The sequence below is a fragment of the Candidatus Epulonipiscium viviparus genome (assembly GCF_030708075.1).
Lineage (GTDB): Bacteria > Bacillota > Clostridia > Lachnospirales > Cellulosilyticaceae > Epulonipiscioides > Epulonipiscioides viviparus.
The window spans coordinates 2,947,971-2,967,692 of record NZ_CP117982.1 but is presented as its reverse complement, the minus strand read 5'-3'; the positions used below and the strand labels follow the sequence as shown (position 1 = coordinate 2,967,692).

Here is a 19,722-nt window from a genome sequence, read left to right as displayed (position 1 = left end):
AGTCATGGTTTGATAAATTAGAAAGTATTTTACCTTCTGTATACAGAATACACTCTTACCAAACACTTGTCAAGACTTTTATAAAAAAAGCCTACGACCAAGGCAGGCTATAAGTTAGAAAGTGTTTTTTTAAATTTTTCTTCGCATTCCCAAGAACAAAAATAATATTCAGTTCCACCTACAAATAATCTATAAGCATCTTCTTTGTTTATAAGTTTATTACAGCAATAAGCCTTAACTTGTATTGATTCATTTTTTGGCATTGTTTCTTTTTCTATTACTTCTATTTTACCATTTACAATAGCAATCCCTGTCACATTTGGGTTATTTTGATTATCTTTCAACACCTTTCTCAATTTAAAAAATCCTATCAAACTATTAATGATTCCAACAAAAAATATAATCAGTATAAATTGCATCAAAACAGTTTCCAATCCCATTACGCATCCCCTTTGCTTTTTCTTTTATTATATCCATTATTACATAAAATTATGAATCCAAAAAGACTGCTCATTCGAACAGTCCCCCTAAATTTTTTATTAAAAGTATTCATTAGCCAAGCCATAACTACATATAATTTACTACGATAATCTATAATGAAAACGAGATTTTAGATCAAATATAAAAATTATGCGATCTATTTCATAACTGCTACTTGTAAGTAGGTATTTCTTTAGTGACTAGCTATAAAAATATATCCTAAATCTCGTTATTAAATAAAGTTATATAATTAGTATATGCGTCATTTTAAAATGAGTGAACTATTTTCTAATGTTTCAACGTATAATTTTCTTTGCAATAGGGACAACCTTCTTTCCGCCGGGGATGTTTTTTAAGTCTTCAATAGTAATTGCTTTAACCAAAATTCCAATAATCAAATATAAAACCATTGCTGATATAACTGCTATTGTTAAAGCTAACACTGTTTTTTCACTTATCATATACACTATATTATATATAATTCTGGAAAACAATCCCATCCAAGCCGCCGCCAATAGAGGTCTTACTACCATAGATTCATATTTTAATCTAAATCCTGTTTTCTGTTTTAAATAAGATAAATTTAATATGGCAAAAATTATATAACATATTGTTGTACTATATACCACGGCATAAATATTAATGGCCGAAAATTGCAAGAATATAAAATTACAAGCTACTTTGACAACACAAGCCACTAACGCATTTTTGGTTGCTACTATCTGCAAGCTAATTCCTTGCAAAATCCCGGTTGTCAACTGTGCAAGTGCAATAAATATAATCGATACGCTTCCATATAACAAAAGTTTATGGCCATCTGGCGAACTTTGATATAATGTTTCCATTATGGGGGCACTAAAAATTGTTAAACCTACTGTTGCTGGTGCGGCTATTAACATTCCTATTTTTAAGATCATATTCATTTTTTCTTTTGCGATTTGGTATTCACGTTTGGCCACGCTACTTGCTATTGATGGTGTTGCTGCCATAGAAATGGTCAAAATAACGGCAACAGGTACATTGATCAACGTTAGATACTTACCTAAATATTGTCCTGTTAGGCTATTGGTAATTTCGTGAACAGTCATAGCGGAGCTGTTGGTTACATCTATAGCTCCAGCTGTTTTTGTTGCCAAAATTTCCTCTATCAAATGAGGTAAATAAGTATTCAACATTAGTGTATCTATATTTGTTATGATGGCAAAAATTGATGTACTAAGTACAATTGGAATTATAGTAATTAAAATTGAATTTAAAATCTTACGACGAGACTCATTCTTAAAAGCAGAATTATCATTTTTTTTAATATTAAGTGTTGGCCTTATTTTAACATAAATAAATAAAATAATGATCAAACCACATATTGCACCAATCCCTGTACCAAGTGTACTTCCTGTCGCCGCGGCTACCACTCCAAATTCCACAAATACAAATGCTAATATAATACTAAATATCGCATTAAAAACTTGTTCTACCACTTGAGAAATAGCAGTCGGAGTCATATCTTGTATTCCTTGTAAATATCCCCTCGTTACTGCCATAATAGTAACAATTACACAAGTAGGGCTTAATGCTCTTAGCGGCATAGCCAGATCCTCATTTTTCATCAATGTCGCTATTAATTCTGCACCAAACCAGAGCATCGCAGCTAATATAATAGATATTATAAACCCATACACCAATGCAATTTGATAAACCCGGTGTGCTTCTCTATTTGCGCCTACTGAACGTCTCTCGGATACAAGTTTTGATATTGCAGTTGGCATACCAATAGCCGTCAGTGTAATTATTAAAACATATATATTATATGCGCTGGCATACAAAGCATTCCCCTGGTCTCCTATCAAATTTGTAATAGGAATTTTATATAACATCCCTATTATTTTACTTACAAAAGAAGCAACCGCCAAAATAGCTGCCCCTTTTAGAATCGTTTGTTTCATTATTTCCCCCGTTCCGCCAAACCTACGATTGCCAGAAAATTTCAATATCATCTCCACTTTTAAGTAGTTGAGTAAAAGAAACATCTCCACCATTTAATCTCAATGCTACATTTCCTCGTCTAGCATTCAAATCAAAATCTATAAAGTCAAAAATATTAACAAACATATATTCGTTTAATCCACGCAACCGCACTGGCTTACCATTTACCTTAACATCTAAAGTTGTTCCGCCTGTATCTATTTCTAAAACCTCTTTTATTACTGGTTCTTGCTTGTTTTCAAAAAAACCCTTTGTAGTAATTATATCACTATCTTCTAAAATATATCCATCTTCTGCTATTTCTCCATTAACATAAAATTTATCAGTAACAGAACCCATAAACATATTCACAAGTTTTTTGATATCGCTACGTCCTATACTTATAATATCGTCCCCTGATTGAATGATATACTCTGGATTTAATATATCACCATTTTTTAAGAAAATTGGTAGTGGAATTTCATTTTCTTCTATATATACAATAATCGAATCTTCCAGATAATCTCCTATAGTACAGGTCGCATCTTTTCCCTTTTTGCCTGCTATTACCTGAATTTTATCTCCAGATTTTATTTCGGCATCTAAGCTCGTAATCTTACCATTTAACCAGATTTCTCCAGCATTTCCTACATCGCCTTTTATCAATATTTCTTTTTCATTGAGTGTAAACGCTAAATCATTTCCTTTTGCTGGAAATAAAGATTCGTATTTAAAGTCTTTGGCAACAAGAGCATCCATTATCACTACTTTTCTATTATCTATTAATTCTAAATCTTCTCCATTAAATTTACACTTAATCCATCTATCGCTTTTTTCAGTTGCTCCTACAAGACAAATTCCATATGGGGTTATAACTTGCGGACCACTCACTTCTTTTTTTTCATCAATTATACTGTCCACTTGTTCTCCGCTTCTAAGAGTTACATATTCTTCATTTATTGCCGCTTTTTCAGCTATTTTTTCAATTAATCCTACAACTTGTGCTCCTCCACCAATACAAAAGATTACTCTCGGTGGTGCTCCTCCATTAAGATCTATCAACTTGTCAGCAATCAAAGTTGCTAAGTTTTCTACTAACGGAGCAATCAGTGTTAAAATCTCTTTTCTACTAACTTTATATACTCTGCCAATTATGTCATTAAACTCAATATTATCAGATGATGAAATGTCTCTTTTCACTTTATCTGCCACATTAAAATCGAGAAGATATTTTTGCGCAATTGCTTCTGTGATCTCATCACCTGCAAAAGGAATCATGCCATAGCTCAAAACAGAGCCAGCTTTTGTAATTGCTATATCACTAGTTCCTGCTCCGACATCAACCAATGCTAAATTCAATGCTCGTAAATTTGGCGGAATGATTGCCGTTATAGCTGCAATAGGCTCCAATGTCGAGTGTGTAACAGTTAGTCCCACACGTCTCGTTACCTCTTTTAGACTCTCCATAACAACCTTTGGCAAAAATGTAGCTAACAGCTTCACACTTGCTAATCTTCCGCTCTGTCCTTCCAATTGTGCTATCTCTTGTCCTTCTAAAATATAATTAACTATAGAATATCCTACACAATCATAGTTTTCACTTCCATCATTAATTTCTTTTTCTAAATTTTTCTTTGCGATTTCTAGTGCAAAAAGTTCTAATTCATCTACGTATGCCTTAGTAAATAAGATAGTCTCATCATATTCTTTTGTTACCTCTACAACCTGAGTATTTAATACTCTCCCTGCCGCTGCGATAGATACAGTAGTTAAAGTTTTTCCAATAGCTTTTTCTATTTCATTTTTAACGCATCTAACGGTGTATGCAACTTTAGAAACATCGTGTACTTGCCCATCTATCATTGCTCTTTCTTCGTGTTCTTTGATAGCACTTTTTACGACAACAAATTTATTATCTCGTCTATAACCTACAATCCCTATAATAGTTCTTGTACCAATATCGAGTCCAAAAATTAAGTCTTGATTATCTGGATTGATAGTAATCATCCCTTTCTGGTTAAATTAAAAAAAGACACGACCAGCGTGTCTCCATGATTGTTAGGCGCGTCCCATATATTCACCGGTTCTAGTATCAATTCTAATTTTCTCACCTTGCTCAATGAATAGAGGAACCATAACTCGAGCTCCTGTTTCTACAATGGCCGGCTTTGTCGCACCTTGGGCTGTATCACCTTTGATTCCAGGCTCTGTTTCTGTAATTTCGAGATCCACATTTATTGGTGGTTCAATTCCAAAAACTTTACCTTCGTGAGATAAAACTTTTACCATTTCGTTTTCTTTCACAAACTTAAGGCTTCCTTCAGCATCTTTGGTGTTAACCGCAATTTGCTCATAAGTTTCATTGTCCATAAAGTGGCACAACTCACCGTCTTGATACAAGTACTGCATATCCTTTCTATCTATATGTGCTCTTGGCACTTTCTCTGAAGGTCTAAAAGTACGTTCAATTACTCCACCTGTCTTTACGTTTCTCACTTTACAGCGCACAAATGCGGCGCCTTTTCCTGGTTTAACATGTTGAAATTCTATGATTTGACATAAATTTCCATCAACTTCAATTGTTACACCGTTTTTAAAATCTCCTGCTGATATCATTTGTTTTTTCCTCCTAAATAACGTTTTATAGCCAGTTTAACCTACTTTACAAAATTTTTCAACGCCCCTAGAGGAAAAATATTTATAAATGCAATACTCTACTTTTTATTTCTTTGGTTTTGCCATTGTTCCAAAAGTTATCACCCAAGTAACCACAAGTTCTTCTTATTACATTCATTTTATTATGGTCAGTATTTCCACAGTTTGGACATTCCCAATTTAAGTCACTATTAATACAAATTTCTCCTTCAAAATTGCACACATGGCAGCAATCAGATTTTGTATTAAATTCTGCATACTGAATATGATCATAAATATATCTGATCATTTGTCTAAGCGCCTCTAAATTATTTAACATATTTGATATTTCTATATATGAAATGCATCCACCTGTTGAGATTCCCTGAAACTGACTTTCAAAGTCCAATTTTCTAAATGCATCTATTTCTTCGCGCACATCTACATGATAGCTATTGGTATAATAACCCTTATCTGTTATATTTTCAATATTACCAAATTTAGCCATATCTATTTTTGCAAATCTATAACATAATGATTCTGCTGGAGATCCATATAACCCAAATCCCAGTCCTGTTTCTTGTTTCCATCTATCCACAGTCGCTTGTAAATAATTCATTAACTTTAATGCGAATTTTTCTCCTTCTTCAGATGTGTGACTAACTCCACGCATTAGCATAGTCACTTCGTATAATCCTATATATCCTAAAGATATTGTAGAATATCCATCCATTAGCAATGGATCTATTAGTTCTCCATCTTTGAGCCTTGCTATTGCCCCATGTTGCCAATGAATAGGTGACTCGTCTGAGAGCGTACCTTTTAAAGCGTTATGCCTACACATCAATGCTTGAAAACATAAATCCAATCGATTATCTAATAGATTCCAGAACATTTCTTCATTATTACGTGCTATTATTCCTATTTGTGGCAAATTTAAACTTACAACGCCCTGATTAAATCGCCCTTCAAATTTATAGTTGCCTTCTTCGTTTTTCCAAGGTGATAAGAAGCTTCGGCATCCCATGCATGAAAAAATTTGTCCTTCATAGATTTCTTTCATTTTTTTAGAAGATATATAATCTGGATACAACCGTCTAGCGCTACATTTTATAGCTGTTTCTGTAACATAGTCATATTTTCCGCCAGTTAAATTATTGTAATCATATAAAACATAAATAAGTTTTGGAAATGCGGGAGTGGTAAAAATTCCTTTTTGATTTTTGATTCCTTCATAACGTTGCTTTAAGATTTCTTCAATTATGAGTGCAATTTCATCTGCATATTCATCTTCTATATCTAAATCTAAAAACAGTGTTACAAAAGGACTTTGACCGTTTGTTGTCATCAAGGTATTGATTTGGAATTGAATTGTTTGGACGCCACTAGAAAGCTCTTTGGCGGTGAGAATATCAACTGATTTTTTCAGTGCTTCTTCATCTGCTATACTATCTTTTAAAAGCTCATAATATTTATTTCGACTTCTCCTCAAATATTTTCCTAAATGCCTAACATCTACTGATTGCCCACCATACTGACTGCTAGCCACTTGTGCTATTATCTGTGTCATAACCGTACATGCAACCTGAAAACTTTTTGGAGACTCTATCATTCTTTTATTTATCACTGTACCATTATCTAACATATCTTTAATATTAATTAAACAACAATTGAAAATTGACTGCATAAAATAATCTAAATCATGAAAATGCAATATGCCATCATCATGTGCTTGAACAATTCTAGTTGGAAGTTTTTTCCTTCTTGAGATATCTTTAGAAACTTCTCCAGCTATCAAATCTCTTTGAGTTGAAGCCATCATAGCATTTTTATTCGAATTTTCATTCATAACTTCTTCGTTGGTGAGAGCTATAATGCTTAGTATACTATTGTCGGTCGTATTAGTTTCACGCTTGAAGGCTTGTATGGCTCGATATCCCTCATATGACTTTGCAGTAATTTGATGATTATTATCTATCAATTTCAAGTAAACTTCTGTCTCAATTTGGAAAATTGTCGGGATTACCTTTGGTGTTTGCAAAAATTTTTCTTTTATCTCAAAAGCTATTTTTTTTGCAATCTCAAGATTTACCATGCCACTCCCAAATCTCATTGCTTTAACAATAGCATTATAAATTTTACCTTCATCAAACTGTACTACTTGACCATCTCTTTTAATTACATCCACAGAAAAACCCTCTTTCCTTGTTATCAAAAATTAATACAAATACTATTGTATAACTAAGTTCTATAAAATTAAAGTATTGACTTTTATGGTAAAATATGCATACTATTAGAAAATAATCGAATCAATTTTGAGTTGTTGTTATATTTCTGAGCTATATGGGGCAAAATAGAAAATAAATAAAAAAAGATTAGTTTAAGCTATATTTTTTTTTTAAAATGAGTATAATGAACAAATAATGTTTCAAGGAGGACTTTAAATGTTACACGACGAAGAAGTAATCGAAGATGACCTAACTATGGCCGATTTTATGTCAGAGGTTGACAAAACCATGGCAAAAATTCATAGAGGTGATATACGCAAAGCCACAGTTCAAGTAGTGGAAGAAAATGGAATTATTGCAAGTATTGGTTACCACACAGATGCTTATCTCCCTTGGCGAGAATATAGCAACAGAGAATTTGACAAATCAGAAGTTAAGATTGGCGATGAATTTAACGTTAGTATTTTACGTTTAGATGATGGTGATGGCAATGTTTTGATTTCAAAAAAGAAAGTAGAAAACGAAAAATCTTATGATGACATCGAAAAGATGTTTAAAAATAAAGAAATTGTAACTGTAAAACTAAAAGACGTTATTAAAGGCGGTTTAACAACTAGCATAAAAGGCGTCCGTGCGTTTATTCCTGGTTCTCAAATTACAGATACATACGTAGAGGATTTACACAGCTACGTAGGTAAAAGTATTGATGTTCAAATCATTGAATTTGTACCACAAAAACGCAAATTAATTGTTTCCGGAAAAGCTCTTGCTAAACAAAGACGCCTCGAAAAAAGGCAAGCTCGTTTGGATCAACTGCAAGAAGGCGAAAAATATATTGGCAAAATTACCAAACTTATGAATTATGGTGCTTTTGTAGATTTAGATGGAATAGAAGGACTAATTCACAATTCGGATCTGTCTTGGAGTAGAATTAAACACCCCAAAGATATTGTTCAAGAAGGACAAGAAGTAGAAGTTAGTATTATTTCTATAGATAGAGAAAACGGCAAAATTGCTCTGGCTCTTAAGGATATCAACAATGATCCTTGGGAAAATACGGTTGCAAATTTGGAGGAAGGCCAACTAGTTAAAGGGATTGTTACTCGATTTGCCCTATTTGGTGCATTTGTGCGCATAGCAGACGGTGTGGAAGGCTTAATTCATATCTCTCAAATTAGCACCCCTCGCCCGACAAAACCTCAAGATGTGTTAACTTCTGGTCAAGAAGTAGAAGTAAAAATAATCAAAATAGACAAGGCCGAAAAAAGAATCAGTTTAAGTTTAATTGCAGCCTTAGATGAGATAGATCCAGAAACCAAGAAAATGTATATGGCATAATTAAACGGAGCTACCGACGTAGCTCCTTTTTAAGGAGGAGAACTATTGGGTTGGTTAAAAAAAATCGGCTTATCTAAAAATAAAGAAACATATCAAAATAATTTTAATGATCTAGATATTGACAGTTTATTCACTAGCCTGCGATCCAATGCTATAAAAATCAAGAAGCAAGAGAAAATATTGGAAAACATATACCCTTTGGAAGAACCTTTAAAAGAGTATTTATCTCTTGATAGAAGTGTCAAAAACAATTTAACGATATTAGCCGGACGATACAAAGATAGTACTGATGAAAAAAATAAGCTGAATACTAGATTAATAAAAAATAATCCTGCATTGTCCAAAATGGAAGCATACGAAAGCGAAATTCCAGTGTTACAAAACGAATTAAAAGAAGTATCTACTTTAGCATCAAAATATAAAACTAACATAGAATATTTGCGCATTGAAAAAGATAATCTAGTTATTGACCGCGAAGCACTGCTAGTAGGATATGAAGCTTTAGAAAAAATTGGAATGTTTTTCCTTACATTACTTGGTCTCAGCCTTATAATAACCTTCACATTAATGCAAATAATTCGCGAGAGTGTTTGGGTGTATATGAGCATGATTTCAATAGCATTTATGGGATTTGTACTTTTTTTGATTTTTTCTAAGGAAAGACTGGAAAGAGAATTAGTTCGAAATGAAATCCTTCAAAAAAAAGCTGCTAAATATATACAAAAGTTTCAAATTCATTATTTCACGCAGCAACAATATTTAGATTACCAATATAAAAAGCTAGGAATTAATAATGTAGAACAATTAGATAACTATTTTACTAAATATCTCAAAAATAAAGGGCATGAAAGAAATTATCAGCAACATGTACAAACGCTTCAAGTTTCCGAACAAAAAATTAAGGATACTCTTAGAATCAACGAAGTACCTATTAGGTATATCAATACTATCGAAGAATGGGTGCTTAATCCTTACAAATTAGAAGAAGCTAAAAACATGGTATCTGAAATGGATTCCATAAAAACTCAAATCACCAAAATGAAAGAATATGAGCAAGAGTTATATACAACACTTATGAATTATGGCACTCAAGAAGAATATGAAGATACTATTAAAGATAAAATGGGCGAATTTTATAAATGGATTAACGAAGAACTTGACCAAGAGGCATCTGTGTAATGAAAAAAATAACTATAGGCTTAGTAGCACACGTAGACTCTGGCAAAACCACTTTAGCCGAAGGGTTGTTATTTGAAAGCGGTAAAATTAAAACTGCTGGTAGAGTGGATAAAAAAGATGCCTTTTTTGATTCGCATGACTTGGAAAAAAGTCGTGGAATAACTATTTTTTCTAAGCAAGCTCAATTTGAGTACCAAAATTTATCCTTTATATTATTAGATACTCCAGGCCATGTGGACTTTGCATCGGAGATGGAGCGAACACTGTTTGTACTCGATTATGCTATCTTAATAATTAGTGCTACCGACGGGATAAAGGGACATACGCGAACTTTAGCCAAGTTGCTATCTAAATATAACGTACCGACCTTTATTTTTATTAACAAAATGGATCAGGCGGATACTGACAAGGCCGCTATCCTAGAATTACTTCACAATGATATAAGTGACAATTGCGTATCATTTGACGAGACTGCTACAGATTTTTTAGAAAATGTAGCAGTTTGCGATGATCTCACGCTCGAAAAATATCTCGAAACTACAAAATTAACTACGGCACAGATAATAAATTTAATTGCCACTCGCAAAGTGTTTCCCGTATGTTTTGGCTCTGCGTTAAAGCTGTCTGGCATTCGAGAGTTTTTGGATTTAATGGTAAAATATATGATTACACCGACATATGCAGAGTGTTTTGCTGCCAAAGTATTTAAAATTACATTTGATCCACAAGGAAATCGACTTACACATCTTAAGGTTATTGGCGGACATTTAAAAGTTCGTGAAATTATATCGTATCGAGATTTAGTGGAAAAAATTACCGAAATTCGAATATATGAATCTGGTGGATATAAAACTGCAACCGAAGTAGCTGCGGGCGACGTTTGCTCTGTATTAGGCCTAAGCAAAACCAAAGCCGGAGATACATTCGGCGAAAGCTTAGAATACAGCACCAAAATTGAACCCGTACTAAATTATAAAATTGTTGCAACAGACGAAACAAATATTAAAGTTTTATACGAATATCTACAGCAATTAAACCAAGAAGAACCCATGCTTAACATAATTTGGCGTGAAGATATTAAGGAGATAGAAGCCAAAATTATGGGCGAGGTGCAAATTGAAGTTTTAACAAGCATCATTAAGGAACGATTTAATGTATCCGTTACATTTTTAGAAGGAACAGTTCTATACAAAGAAACTATTCAAAACGAGGCAGTTGGGGTCGGTCATTACGAACCACTACGCCATTATGCAGAAGTGATGCTTAAGCTCGAACCTCAACCAACTGGTACCGGAATTGTAATTCATAATGCATGTGCATCCGAAAATTTAGAAAAAAATTATCAGCAACAAATTATTTCTTATCTCAAAAATAATGAACATAGAGGAATGTTGGCTGGATACTCTTTAACAGATATTAAAATTACTCTTTTAGCAGGAATTTCACACAAAAAACACACCTCTCCCAATGACTTTAAAGAAGCTACCCGACGAGCTCTCCGACAAGCCCTAAAACAAGTAGATTCCCTTATATTAGAACCCTATTATAATTTTGTAATTCATCTACCCGAAGCAAATCTTGGTCGTGCGTTAAACGATATCGAAAGATTTTATGGTGTAGGCTCTGTTTCCAATATAGAAAATCAAACTGCAATAATCACAGGACAAGCACCTATTAGTACTATTGCAGGGTATCAAAAAGAGCTTATAGCATATACTCGAGGATTAGGGTCCATTTCGTTTGAAATTGGTACTTTCAATAAGGCACATAACTCAGCTGAAATCATTGCTAATGCCGCATACAATGCAGATGCAGATCTAGCCAACCCTGCATATTCCGTATTTTGCTCACACGGAGCTGGATTTATGGTACCTTGGGATCAAGTATTTGACTATATGCATTTAGAACAAACAGCGGAGAAAAAATCTTCTTCGTATGAACAATATAGTATTTCTGCAGAGGAAATAGATCAAATAATAAATAGGGCTACCGCAAATACAGAAAAAAAGCGTAGCTGGAAAAAAGTTATTGAACCAAAAGAGAAAAAAGAAATCAAAGCGGTAGAATATAAATTTGCTAAGAAGAAAGAGTATATACTTGTCGATGCATATAACGTCATTTTTGCTCACACCGATTTTCGAGAATTAATGAATAAAAATCTTGACAGTGCCAGAATAGCGTTACTCGACGAACTTACCAACTACCAAGCCCTAAAAAGATGCGAGATAATTGCTGTCTTTGATGCATACAAGGTTAAGGGCGGCGTTGAGACCATGGAAAAATATCACAATATCTATGTAGTATTTACTAAAGAAGCGCAAACCGCCGACCATTATATCGAAAGATTTGTTCATCAAAATGTAAAAGAGGCCAGAATTACCGTTGTAACTTCCGACCACTTAGAGCAATTGATTATCATTGGCAAAGGCGCCAATGTAATGTCTGCTAAAATTTTTAGAGCATGTATGCAATTGGAAAGCAATGAGCTGTTAGATGAATATCTAACCACAAATCGAATGGAAAAAAATTTTGGTTTTGGAGATTTACTTTTGTAACTAAGTATGGCTAATTCACTAGTCATACTTTTTTTGATAACAAAAACAGCGAGTAACATAACAGTGGTGCTATTCTATCCACAACTTGATGCTACTTATATCGAAAATCTCTAGTTCAATATTGCCTTTTATTTCAAAGTTATTATTTGGGTTTTTCATAAAGAATCTACTGGTAAACACAAATTCTCCATCATTCAGATATATTTCCATTATAGATGCATCAATGAAAATTTCAAAATTATTCAAATTCTCCAGTCTAACTTCACGAACACTACCATATTTTTTCATAAAATCTGTTTGCAATGTTTTAGTTCTATCAACTTTAAATACATTAGATTTATAACACAATTTAAGCGCTTCGTTATCATTTACAAATAAATTTATCTCAAATTCTTCGTTAAATATCTGACTTCTAATATAGCAATGAAATAAATTAGAGTGATTATGGATTCCTTGAACAAATTTAACGTTATTATCAAAGTCAACCATTGAATAAATGGCTTCGTGTGGTCTTTGATACAATTTATCATTTTTTATACACAGCACTCGCGGCATTGTTAGCATTCCTTGCCATGAAAATTTATCTGACGGATACTGCGCGTCCGGAACTCCTGCCCATCCCATTAAGATTATCTGGTCATCCATTCCCGCAAATGTCTGTGGAGCATAAAAGTCAAACCCTCTGTCTAGCTCATCCCAATGTTTTGTGGTAAATTTTGTATTTTTTCTATCTCCAATAGCATAAAGGCAACTATAGATATTGTTAAATCTACTTTTCTTAGGTTTTATTCCTTGAGGACACCATATAAATACGTCTTGGTTATTTAACTTAAATAAATCTGGGCATTCCCACATAAAAACATCTTCATTATCAATTTCAGAAACTATTAATTCACCCAGCAACTTTGTAGTTTTTTCATCCATTTCACAAATTATAGCACAACCTGTTAAATCCTCTCGTTGCGCTGCACATATAAATTGAATTTTACCATTTTGTATCCAAGGTTTTGGATCTCGTAAATGTTCTGTATATCCTTTTGGAGTTTCTAAAATACATTGCTTTGAATGAGTTTTTCCTGTTATTTTATCTATAAGAGCTACATTTTGATAACTAATGCGCTCTAATTTTTTTCCTTGCCTCGTGTTACCTGTATAGAAACAAAGCAACCCCTCTTCTGTTGATAATGCTCCGCCAGAATAACATCCATGAATTTCAAAACTTTGAGTTGGTACAATAGGATCAATTTCTGTAAAGTGTATAAAATTTTTTGTAATTAGATGCGCCCAATGTTTCATTCCATGAATACTATCATACGGATACCATTGAAAAAATATATGATAATTGTCTCCATCAAAAACTAATCCATTGGGATCGTTTAACAGCCCTGTTTTTGGATAAATATGGTATTTAGGCAAATAGTTCCTATCTTCTAACACTATTAATCGAACTTTTTCTAATTCTCCAGGGCTAGCTGCATCTATTGATCTATATTTCGATAAAGAGTTTTTTGTATTCATTTTAATTCCCTTCTATTTTTATTCATCTTTCATTACTTCATCTGGCACGCCAAACCATAATGTTAAAAAATACGCTAACACACCAGTTGCAACTGAAATTCCAACATACCATAATAACTGCTTAATATCATAAACATATAGTAATATTCCAGCAATACCAGTTACCCCATTAGCCGTTCCCGCCAAATTCACTAGCATACAAACCACCCCAGCAAATCCTGATACTATCGATGCTATTAACATAGGTTTTAAATTATATCTCATATTTACACCAAAGATTGCCGGCTCTGTAATCCCTAGCCATGCTGAAACTGTTGCCGAGGGTCCAATTTCTCTAACACTTTTCTTTTTGGCCTTTTTGGCTATAGCAAGGCACACAGCGCCTTGAGCAACTGCTGTCATCGAAATAATAGCATTGAATGGATTTAGCCCAGTCGCTGCCAATAATGTTAATTCTAACACATTAAATACATGGTGTACACCGGTGATAACGATAAACATCCAACAAAATCCAATAATAAATCCGCCTATTCCATAAGGCAATCCCATAACTACTGTTCCAATATCCAACAAAAGATTTTCTACGACATGAAAAACAGGTCCAATTGCAAACAATGCTAGAAAAGCCGAGAGTAACAATGTTAAAAATGGTGTAAACACTAAATCTAACGCATTCGGGATTTTTTTTCTCAAATATTTTTCAATATTAGATCCTACATATCCAGAAACTAATGCAGGAATAATGCTTCCTTGATACCCTACCATCGGTATAAATCCAAACACCATAATTGGTGTCACGCCGCTGTTTGGATCTGCTACCACATATGCATTTGGCAAAGCATTTGAAACTAGCATAAGGCCTAATAAAATTCCCAAAACAGGTGTTCCACCAAAAACTCTAAAAGCTGACCAGCACACCAATGCAGGTAAAAATGCAAAGGCAGTTTCAGTGAGTATAGAGATAAATGTGATTATGTAGCTTGGAAAGCTATCTATGCTTAGGCCAAAAACTTCCAAAACTGCTGGATTAAATATGAGCCCTTTTAACCCCAAAAATAATCCCGTTGCTACAATAGCAGGAATAATCGGAACGAAAACATCTGCCAGTGTTCTAATAAAGGCCTTCTTAGTATTTTTTTGTGCAACAATCTCTTTGTTATTTAATGTATTTACTCCCAACTTGGCTACTTCTTCGTATACCTTATTTACAACTCCCGTTCCCAAAATGATTTGATATTGCCCGGCATTAAAAAATACTCCTTTAATGCCATTGATCGCTTCTACTTCATCATCATCGATTATTTCACGATTTGCCACGATTAATCTCAGTCGCGTTGCACAATGGGCCATAGAAATAATATTTTCTGACCCACCTACAGATTCTAAAATTTGCTTTGCAACCTCAACGTAATTCATACACATACCCTCTTTCTTTTTTATTATGCAACTATGTACGCGGATTCATTTTTGCATATAATAATATTTTCATATACTATAAAGCAAAAATTTAATATTGTAAATAGAATTGTAACAAAAATTTCCAAATCAACATAATTTCGTTACTAATTTACAATTTCATTAACTTTTTTTATACACTATTCACTATAACAATTATTTTAAAATCGACGATGCGGTAGACGCGCGAACAACCAATCGAGGCTCTACTTCTATCTGTGCAACTTCTGCGGCTAATCCATTAATCTTATCCACCGCTATATCTACACAATATTTTCCTATCTCTGCTGTTGGCTGCGCTATACTAGTTAACTGCGGATCCATCTTTGATGCAAGGATAGTATTATCAAATCCTGCCACCACCACATCTTTTGGAACATGATACGCTAATGAATTTAAACTCCTTATGGCATCACAAGCTGCGATATCGTTGTGGGCAAAAATCGCTGTACAGTTCAGTCCTGTTTCTTTGATACTACTCGTAACTGTCGAAGATTCATCGATTGCTACGCTAGTTTTAAGCTCAATCACCTGAGTAATTGTTGCTCCCAAAATCTTGGCGCTTTGTTGTAAATATAAAAATTTCTCACTCGCTACTCTTCCAATATAACCGATATTATAATGCCCTAAACTCACAAAATGTTTTACTATTTCTTCAACTCCCTTGTCATGGGAAACCAGTACGCTGTCCAAATTTTCGATTTTTTTTGTAACCGAAATTATAGGAATCTCAAACCGCATTAGTGCTTTTTTGGATGCAGCATAATCTACAGGAATTGCTATTATGGCATCTACTCTCCTCATAAAAAACGTATTAATAATATTGCTTTCTCTGTGCAAATTACTCCCATGTGTTGCTATAATTATGCTATACCCCACTCTCGTTGCTTCGGCTTCTACTGCATTTACTATTTCAGAAAAAAATGGATTGCTTAAATTTGGAATGCTCACTCCTATGATATACGTCTTATTTCCTGCCAAGCTTTGTGCCACTTTGTTGGGTTGATACTTGAGTTTTTTCACCCAATACATCACATTATTTCGTGTTTCTGGGCTAATAGACGGATGTCCCGATAACACTCGTGATACCGTAGCTCTCGATACTTTTGCTTTTTCTGCTACATCTTTCATTGTCACCATTTTAGATCACTCCTCTGTTAATATTGTACACAAATAAAAATTCTCAATCTTCATAAAACTCCTTTTGTTGCGCTTTGAACTATCAACTAATACATAGGCTTTTTTAGAATGGTTTATCAAAAGTTCTTTTTTTGATGCCTCTTTTGCATTATAGGTATATATTCCTTCACCTTCTACAAAGCCATTGGCTCCTAAAAACACTTTGTCAAAATACATATTTGAAATCATTTTCTCAGTTAACGTTCCTTGCACAGATGCTTGGTCTTTGCGTATCTCTCCTCCTAACAAAATATAATTTATCTTTTTACAGTTCAATTTGTCCAAAATCGATATAGAAGATGTAACTACCGTTAAGTATTTATCCTCCATATAATCAAGCATTGTCGTTGCTGTTGTCCCTGCATCAATGTAGATACTGTCGCCTTCTTCTATCAGTGCACACGCCTTCTTTGCAATTATGACTTTTTGCGCTGTATTTAAAAATTGCTTCTGAGATATCGGGTCATCGCCTTCGTACTTTTTTATACGTACTGCACCGCCTCGCATCACTTCTACCGGAAATGTTTGGCTCAATTCTTGCAAGTCTCTTCGTGTTGTTGATAACGAAATATTTAGACTTTTTGATATATCTTTCATAAACATTACTTCATTTTGATTTAATAATTTTAATATTTGCTCTTTTCTTAGTTCTGGTATCATTGTCGTTCCATCCTTTGCTATTTATTTATATACATACAATAACAAAATACATATGCCATTTCAAGTTTTTTCTCAGATCCGATTATACTTTGCATTTCATTGAATTGATTTGACATATTATGAACATATTCAATAATTAATAACCCTCAATCTCTTTAATTAACATCGCATAGTCTGCGTTTTGAATAACTGAAATATTATGGATAAATTATGAAATTTTCTGGAATATATTGACATTTATCAAAGCGTATGATATAGTTAATATACTAATATCTTATATTTTTATCAAGGAGGATCATATTATGAAAATAGCAATTGGCAATGATCATGTGGCTGTCGCATTAAAAAATTATATTATGAAGTATCTACAAGAAAAAAATATCGAGGTTATTGATGTTGGGACAAATAACAATGATAGAACCGATTACCCAATACCTGCCGCGAAGGTAAGTGAACTCGTTACATCTGGCGTTGCCGATAGAGGCATACTTATATGTGGCACCGGCGTTGGAATTTCCATTGCTGCCAACAAAATTCATGGCATCAGAGCCGTTGTATGCTCCGAGCCATACTCTGCAAAACTATCTGTCGAGCATAACAATACCAATATTTTAGCATTAGGATCTCGAGTTGTTGCCGACGAATTAGCAAAGATGATTGTGTCGGAGTGGCTTGACGCCAGTTATGAAGGCGGTAGACACCAAAAACGAATCGATATGATCACTCAATTAGAGGTTAGCGGGGTACTTTCATTATGAAAATATCCGCATCTTTAATGTGTGCCGATTTATTAAATCTAGAGGCTAGCATCAGGCAATTAGAAAAAACTGATATCGAAATGTATCATATTGATATTATGGACGGTCATTTTGTTCCAAATTTATCTCTCAATTTTGACACTCTTACTGCTATACAAAAAATCGCTACCAAGCCCCTTGATGTTCATCTAATGGTTACCAATCCTCAAGATTACATATCAAAATTGGCCGCACTCAATGTCGACTATATCGTTTTTCATCTCGAAACTTGCAACAACCCCATTCGGCTACTAAATGAAATCAGAGCGCTTGGCATCAAAGGCGGAATTGCACTAAACCCTAAAACTGATCCATTGGCACTTCAATATTTACTCGACTACGTAGATCTTATCGTTATTATGACTGTGGAACCTGGCTTTGCTGGACAAAAATTTATCCCAAGTCAATTATCTAAAATTTCAGCCGTCAAAAACATGTGTCAAAATCGAGATATCTTAATAGAGGTCGATGGCAATATAACTCTCGAAAATGCGCGGAATTGCTATAATTTGGGCGCTGATATCGGTGTTTTAGGAACTTCAGTTCTCTTTAAAGCAGACGCTGATTATATCGCTGCCACCACAAAATTTCGAAACTATGTAACAAATATTATTTCAATTTAATTATCTCCAATTTGAGTATGGCTCTGGTCATACTTTTTTTATTGCACACATGAATAATTACAGTTAAAATAAGGAAAAATATCTAAAAAACATAAGGAGGAAAATTTAATGGCTACAATCAAAGATGTTGCACGCGAAGCAAACGTCGCAATCTCCACTGTATCCAACGTTTTAAATAATGTTGACGTCGTGAGCGAAGCTACCAAAAACAAGGTGCTTTACGCTGTACAAAAACTAAATTATACACCAAATCTCAATGGCAAATTTCTCAAAAGCACAAAAACAGGCTTCATCGGAATCTTTTTGACCAGTGTTGCGGGACCATTTTTCAATCAACTTATAGATACTATTCATCAAGAATGCCGACAAGCTGGCTACGGGTTGATCATTTTCTTAAACGACAAAAATAATGCCGAAGAATCATTTCGGGCCATTTTAGGCAAACGAGTTGATGGTGCTATCATTTTAAACGAAACAATTACACAAAAACATTTGGAAGTCTTTCGGGATCTGCAAATGCCCGTTGTCTTTCTCGATCGCCAGGTTGAATACAAAACTATTCGCAGCGTCGTGATGGACAATATGCAAGGAATCTACACAGCAGTTAATTATCTTATCCAGCTCGGACATCAAACCTTCGGATTTCTTCATGGATACCAAAACAATTATGACAACAAGGAGCGCTATAAAGGATATCTTCAAGCAGTTGCAGATAGTCAGTGCCACTCCATCTTAGAGTTACATGGCGACTTCTCGGAATCTTCTGCCTATAAAGCAATGGCCAATGCGCTTTCTCACAATATTCATCTGCCAACTGCTCTTATTGCGTCAAACGATCAAATGGCCTGCGGTTGTATTGAAGCTCTCAAGTTTGCAGGATACCACGTGCCCTCAAATATCAGCATCGTCGGCTTTGACAATATAGAAAAAAGTGCCTATTACACCCCCCCAATCACCACCATCGACCCTTGCGCTTCCGAAGTCGGAAAAGTTGCGGTAAAAGTTATTTGCAATCTCATCGACGGAACTGCCACGCAAAGCCACACAATTCCTACCAACTTAATTATTCGCGAGTCGACTCAAATCTGTTTAACAAAATTTCTTTGTTAATTAT

15 protein-coding genes are annotated in these 19,722 nt (G+C 34.2%); 6 read left to right on the top strand and 9 right to left on the bottom strand.

Annotation, left to right across the window (positions count from 1 at the left end; genetic code table 11):
* Window positions 1–107: 107 nt before the first annotated feature.
* The 5 genes from PCY70_RS12640 to nrdD all read right to left on the bottom strand — a co-directional run bounded on the left by PCY70_RS12640 (window position 108) and on the right by nrdD (window position 7,264).
* Window positions 108–440: a hypothetical protein gene (locus PCY70_RS12640; RefSeq protein ID WP_010167591.1), complete on the bottom strand. Its 333-nt coding sequence runs from the start codon at window positions 438–440 to the stop codon at window positions 108–110.
* A gap of 336 nt (window positions 441–776) precedes the next feature.
* Window positions 777–2,423 carry a putative polysaccharide biosynthesis protein gene (locus PCY70_RS12635; RefSeq protein ID WP_305767637.1) on the bottom strand — a complete coding sequence of 549 codons (1,647 nt, stop codon included), beginning with the start codon at window positions 2,421–2,423 and terminating at the stop codon, window positions 777–779.
* Window positions 2,424–2,445: 22 nt separating this feature from the next.
* Entirely contained in the window at window positions 2,446–4,449 is a 2,004-nt protein-coding gene (locus PCY70_RS12630; protein WP_305767636.1) for a cell division protein FtsA, read from the bottom strand.
* A 51-nt stretch (window positions 4,450–4,500) separates the two neighbouring features.
* On the bottom strand, window positions 4,501–5,058 hold the full coding sequence (gene efp / locus PCY70_RS12625; RefSeq protein WP_010167583.1) for an elongation factor P: 558 nt from the start codon (window positions 5,056–5,058) through the stop codon (window positions 4,501–4,503).
* A gap of 82 nt (window positions 5,059–5,140) precedes the next feature.
* Window positions 5,141–7,264, bottom strand: a complete 2,124-nt coding sequence (nrdD, locus tag PCY70_RS12620) for an anaerobic ribonucleoside-triphosphate reductase (protein WP_010167582.1) — start codon at window positions 7,262–7,264, stop codon at window positions 5,141–5,143.
* A 256-nt stretch (window positions 7,265–7,520) separates the two neighbouring features.
* Here nrdD and rpsA point away from each other — a divergent pair, with 256 nt between their 5' ends.
* Genes rpsA through PCY70_RS12605 form a run of 3 tightly spaced genes read left to right on the top strand, consistent with a single transcriptional unit; the run spans window position 7,521 to window position 12,376 of the window.
* Window positions 7,521–8,642, top strand: a complete 1,122-nt coding sequence (gene rpsA / locus PCY70_RS12615) for a 30S ribosomal protein S1 (protein WP_029488109.1) — start codon at window positions 7,521–7,523, stop codon at window positions 8,640–8,642.
* A gap of 45 nt (window positions 8,643–8,687) precedes the next feature.
* The gene (locus PCY70_RS12610) at window positions 8,688–9,821 is read left to right on the top strand and encodes a hypothetical protein (RefSeq protein ID WP_305767634.1); all 1,134 of its coding nucleotides are present in this window, start codon (window positions 8,688–8,690) and stop codon (window positions 9,819–9,821) included.
* Entirely contained in the window at window positions 9,821–12,376 is a 2,556-nt protein-coding gene (locus PCY70_RS12605; protein WP_305767632.1) for a translation factor GTPase family protein, read from the top strand. The genes PCY70_RS12610 and PCY70_RS12605 overlap by 1 nt, the downstream gene beginning before the upstream one ends.
* A gap of 69 nt (window positions 12,377–12,445) precedes the next feature.
* Here the strand turns inward: PCY70_RS12605 and PCY70_RS12600 are convergent, their stop codons facing one another.
* The 4 genes from PCY70_RS12600 to PCY70_RS12585 form a co-directional block, all read right to left on the bottom strand.
* The gene (locus PCY70_RS12600) at window positions 12,446–13,894 is read right to left on the bottom strand and encodes a glycoside hydrolase family 32 protein (RefSeq protein ID WP_305767630.1); all 1,449 of its coding nucleotides are present in this window, start codon (window positions 13,892–13,894) and stop codon (window positions 12,446–12,448) included.
* An 18-nt stretch (window positions 13,895–13,912) separates the two neighbouring features.
* Window positions 13,913–15,310, bottom strand: coding sequence for a PTS transporter subunit EIIC (locus PCY70_RS12595; protein ID WP_305767628.1), 1,398 nt, complete (start codon window positions 15,308–15,310; stop codon window positions 13,913–13,915).
* A 195-nt stretch (window positions 15,311–15,505) separates the two neighbouring features.
* Window positions 15,506–16,489, bottom strand: coding sequence for a LacI family DNA-binding transcriptional regulator (locus PCY70_RS12590; protein ID WP_305767626.1), 984 nt, complete (start codon window positions 16,487–16,489; stop codon window positions 15,506–15,508).
* Between the two features lie 6 nt (window positions 16,490–16,495).
* The gene (locus PCY70_RS12585; protein ID WP_305767624.1) at window positions 16,496–17,188 is read right to left on the bottom strand and encodes a DeoR/GlpR family DNA-binding transcription regulator; all 693 of its coding nucleotides are present in this window, start codon (window positions 17,186–17,188) and stop codon (window positions 16,496–16,498) included.
* 302 nt (window positions 17,189–17,490) lie between these two features.
* Here PCY70_RS12585 and rpiB point away from each other — a divergent pair, with 302 nt between their 5' ends.
* The 3 genes from rpiB to PCY70_RS12570 all read left to right on the top strand — a co-directional run bounded on the left by rpiB (window position 17,491) and on the right by PCY70_RS12570 (window position 19,718).
* On the top strand, window positions 17,491–17,946 hold the full coding sequence (gene rpiB, locus PCY70_RS12580; RefSeq protein ID WP_305767622.1) for a ribose 5-phosphate isomerase B: 456 nt from the start codon (window positions 17,491–17,493) through the stop codon (window positions 17,944–17,946).
* Window positions 17,943–18,608: a ribulose-phosphate 3-epimerase gene (gene rpe, locus PCY70_RS12575; protein WP_305767620.1), complete on the top strand. Its 666-nt coding sequence runs from the start codon at window positions 17,943–17,945 to the stop codon at window positions 18,606–18,608. The genes rpiB and rpe overlap by 4 nt, the downstream gene beginning before the upstream one ends.
* Window positions 18,609–18,716: 108 nt before the next feature.
* Window positions 18,717–19,718 carry a LacI family DNA-binding transcriptional regulator gene (locus tag PCY70_RS12570; RefSeq protein ID WP_305767618.1) on the top strand — a complete coding sequence of 334 codons (1,002 nt, stop codon included), beginning with the start codon at window positions 18,717–18,719 and terminating at the stop codon, window positions 19,716–19,718.
* Window positions 19,719–19,722 lie beyond the last annotated feature (4 nt).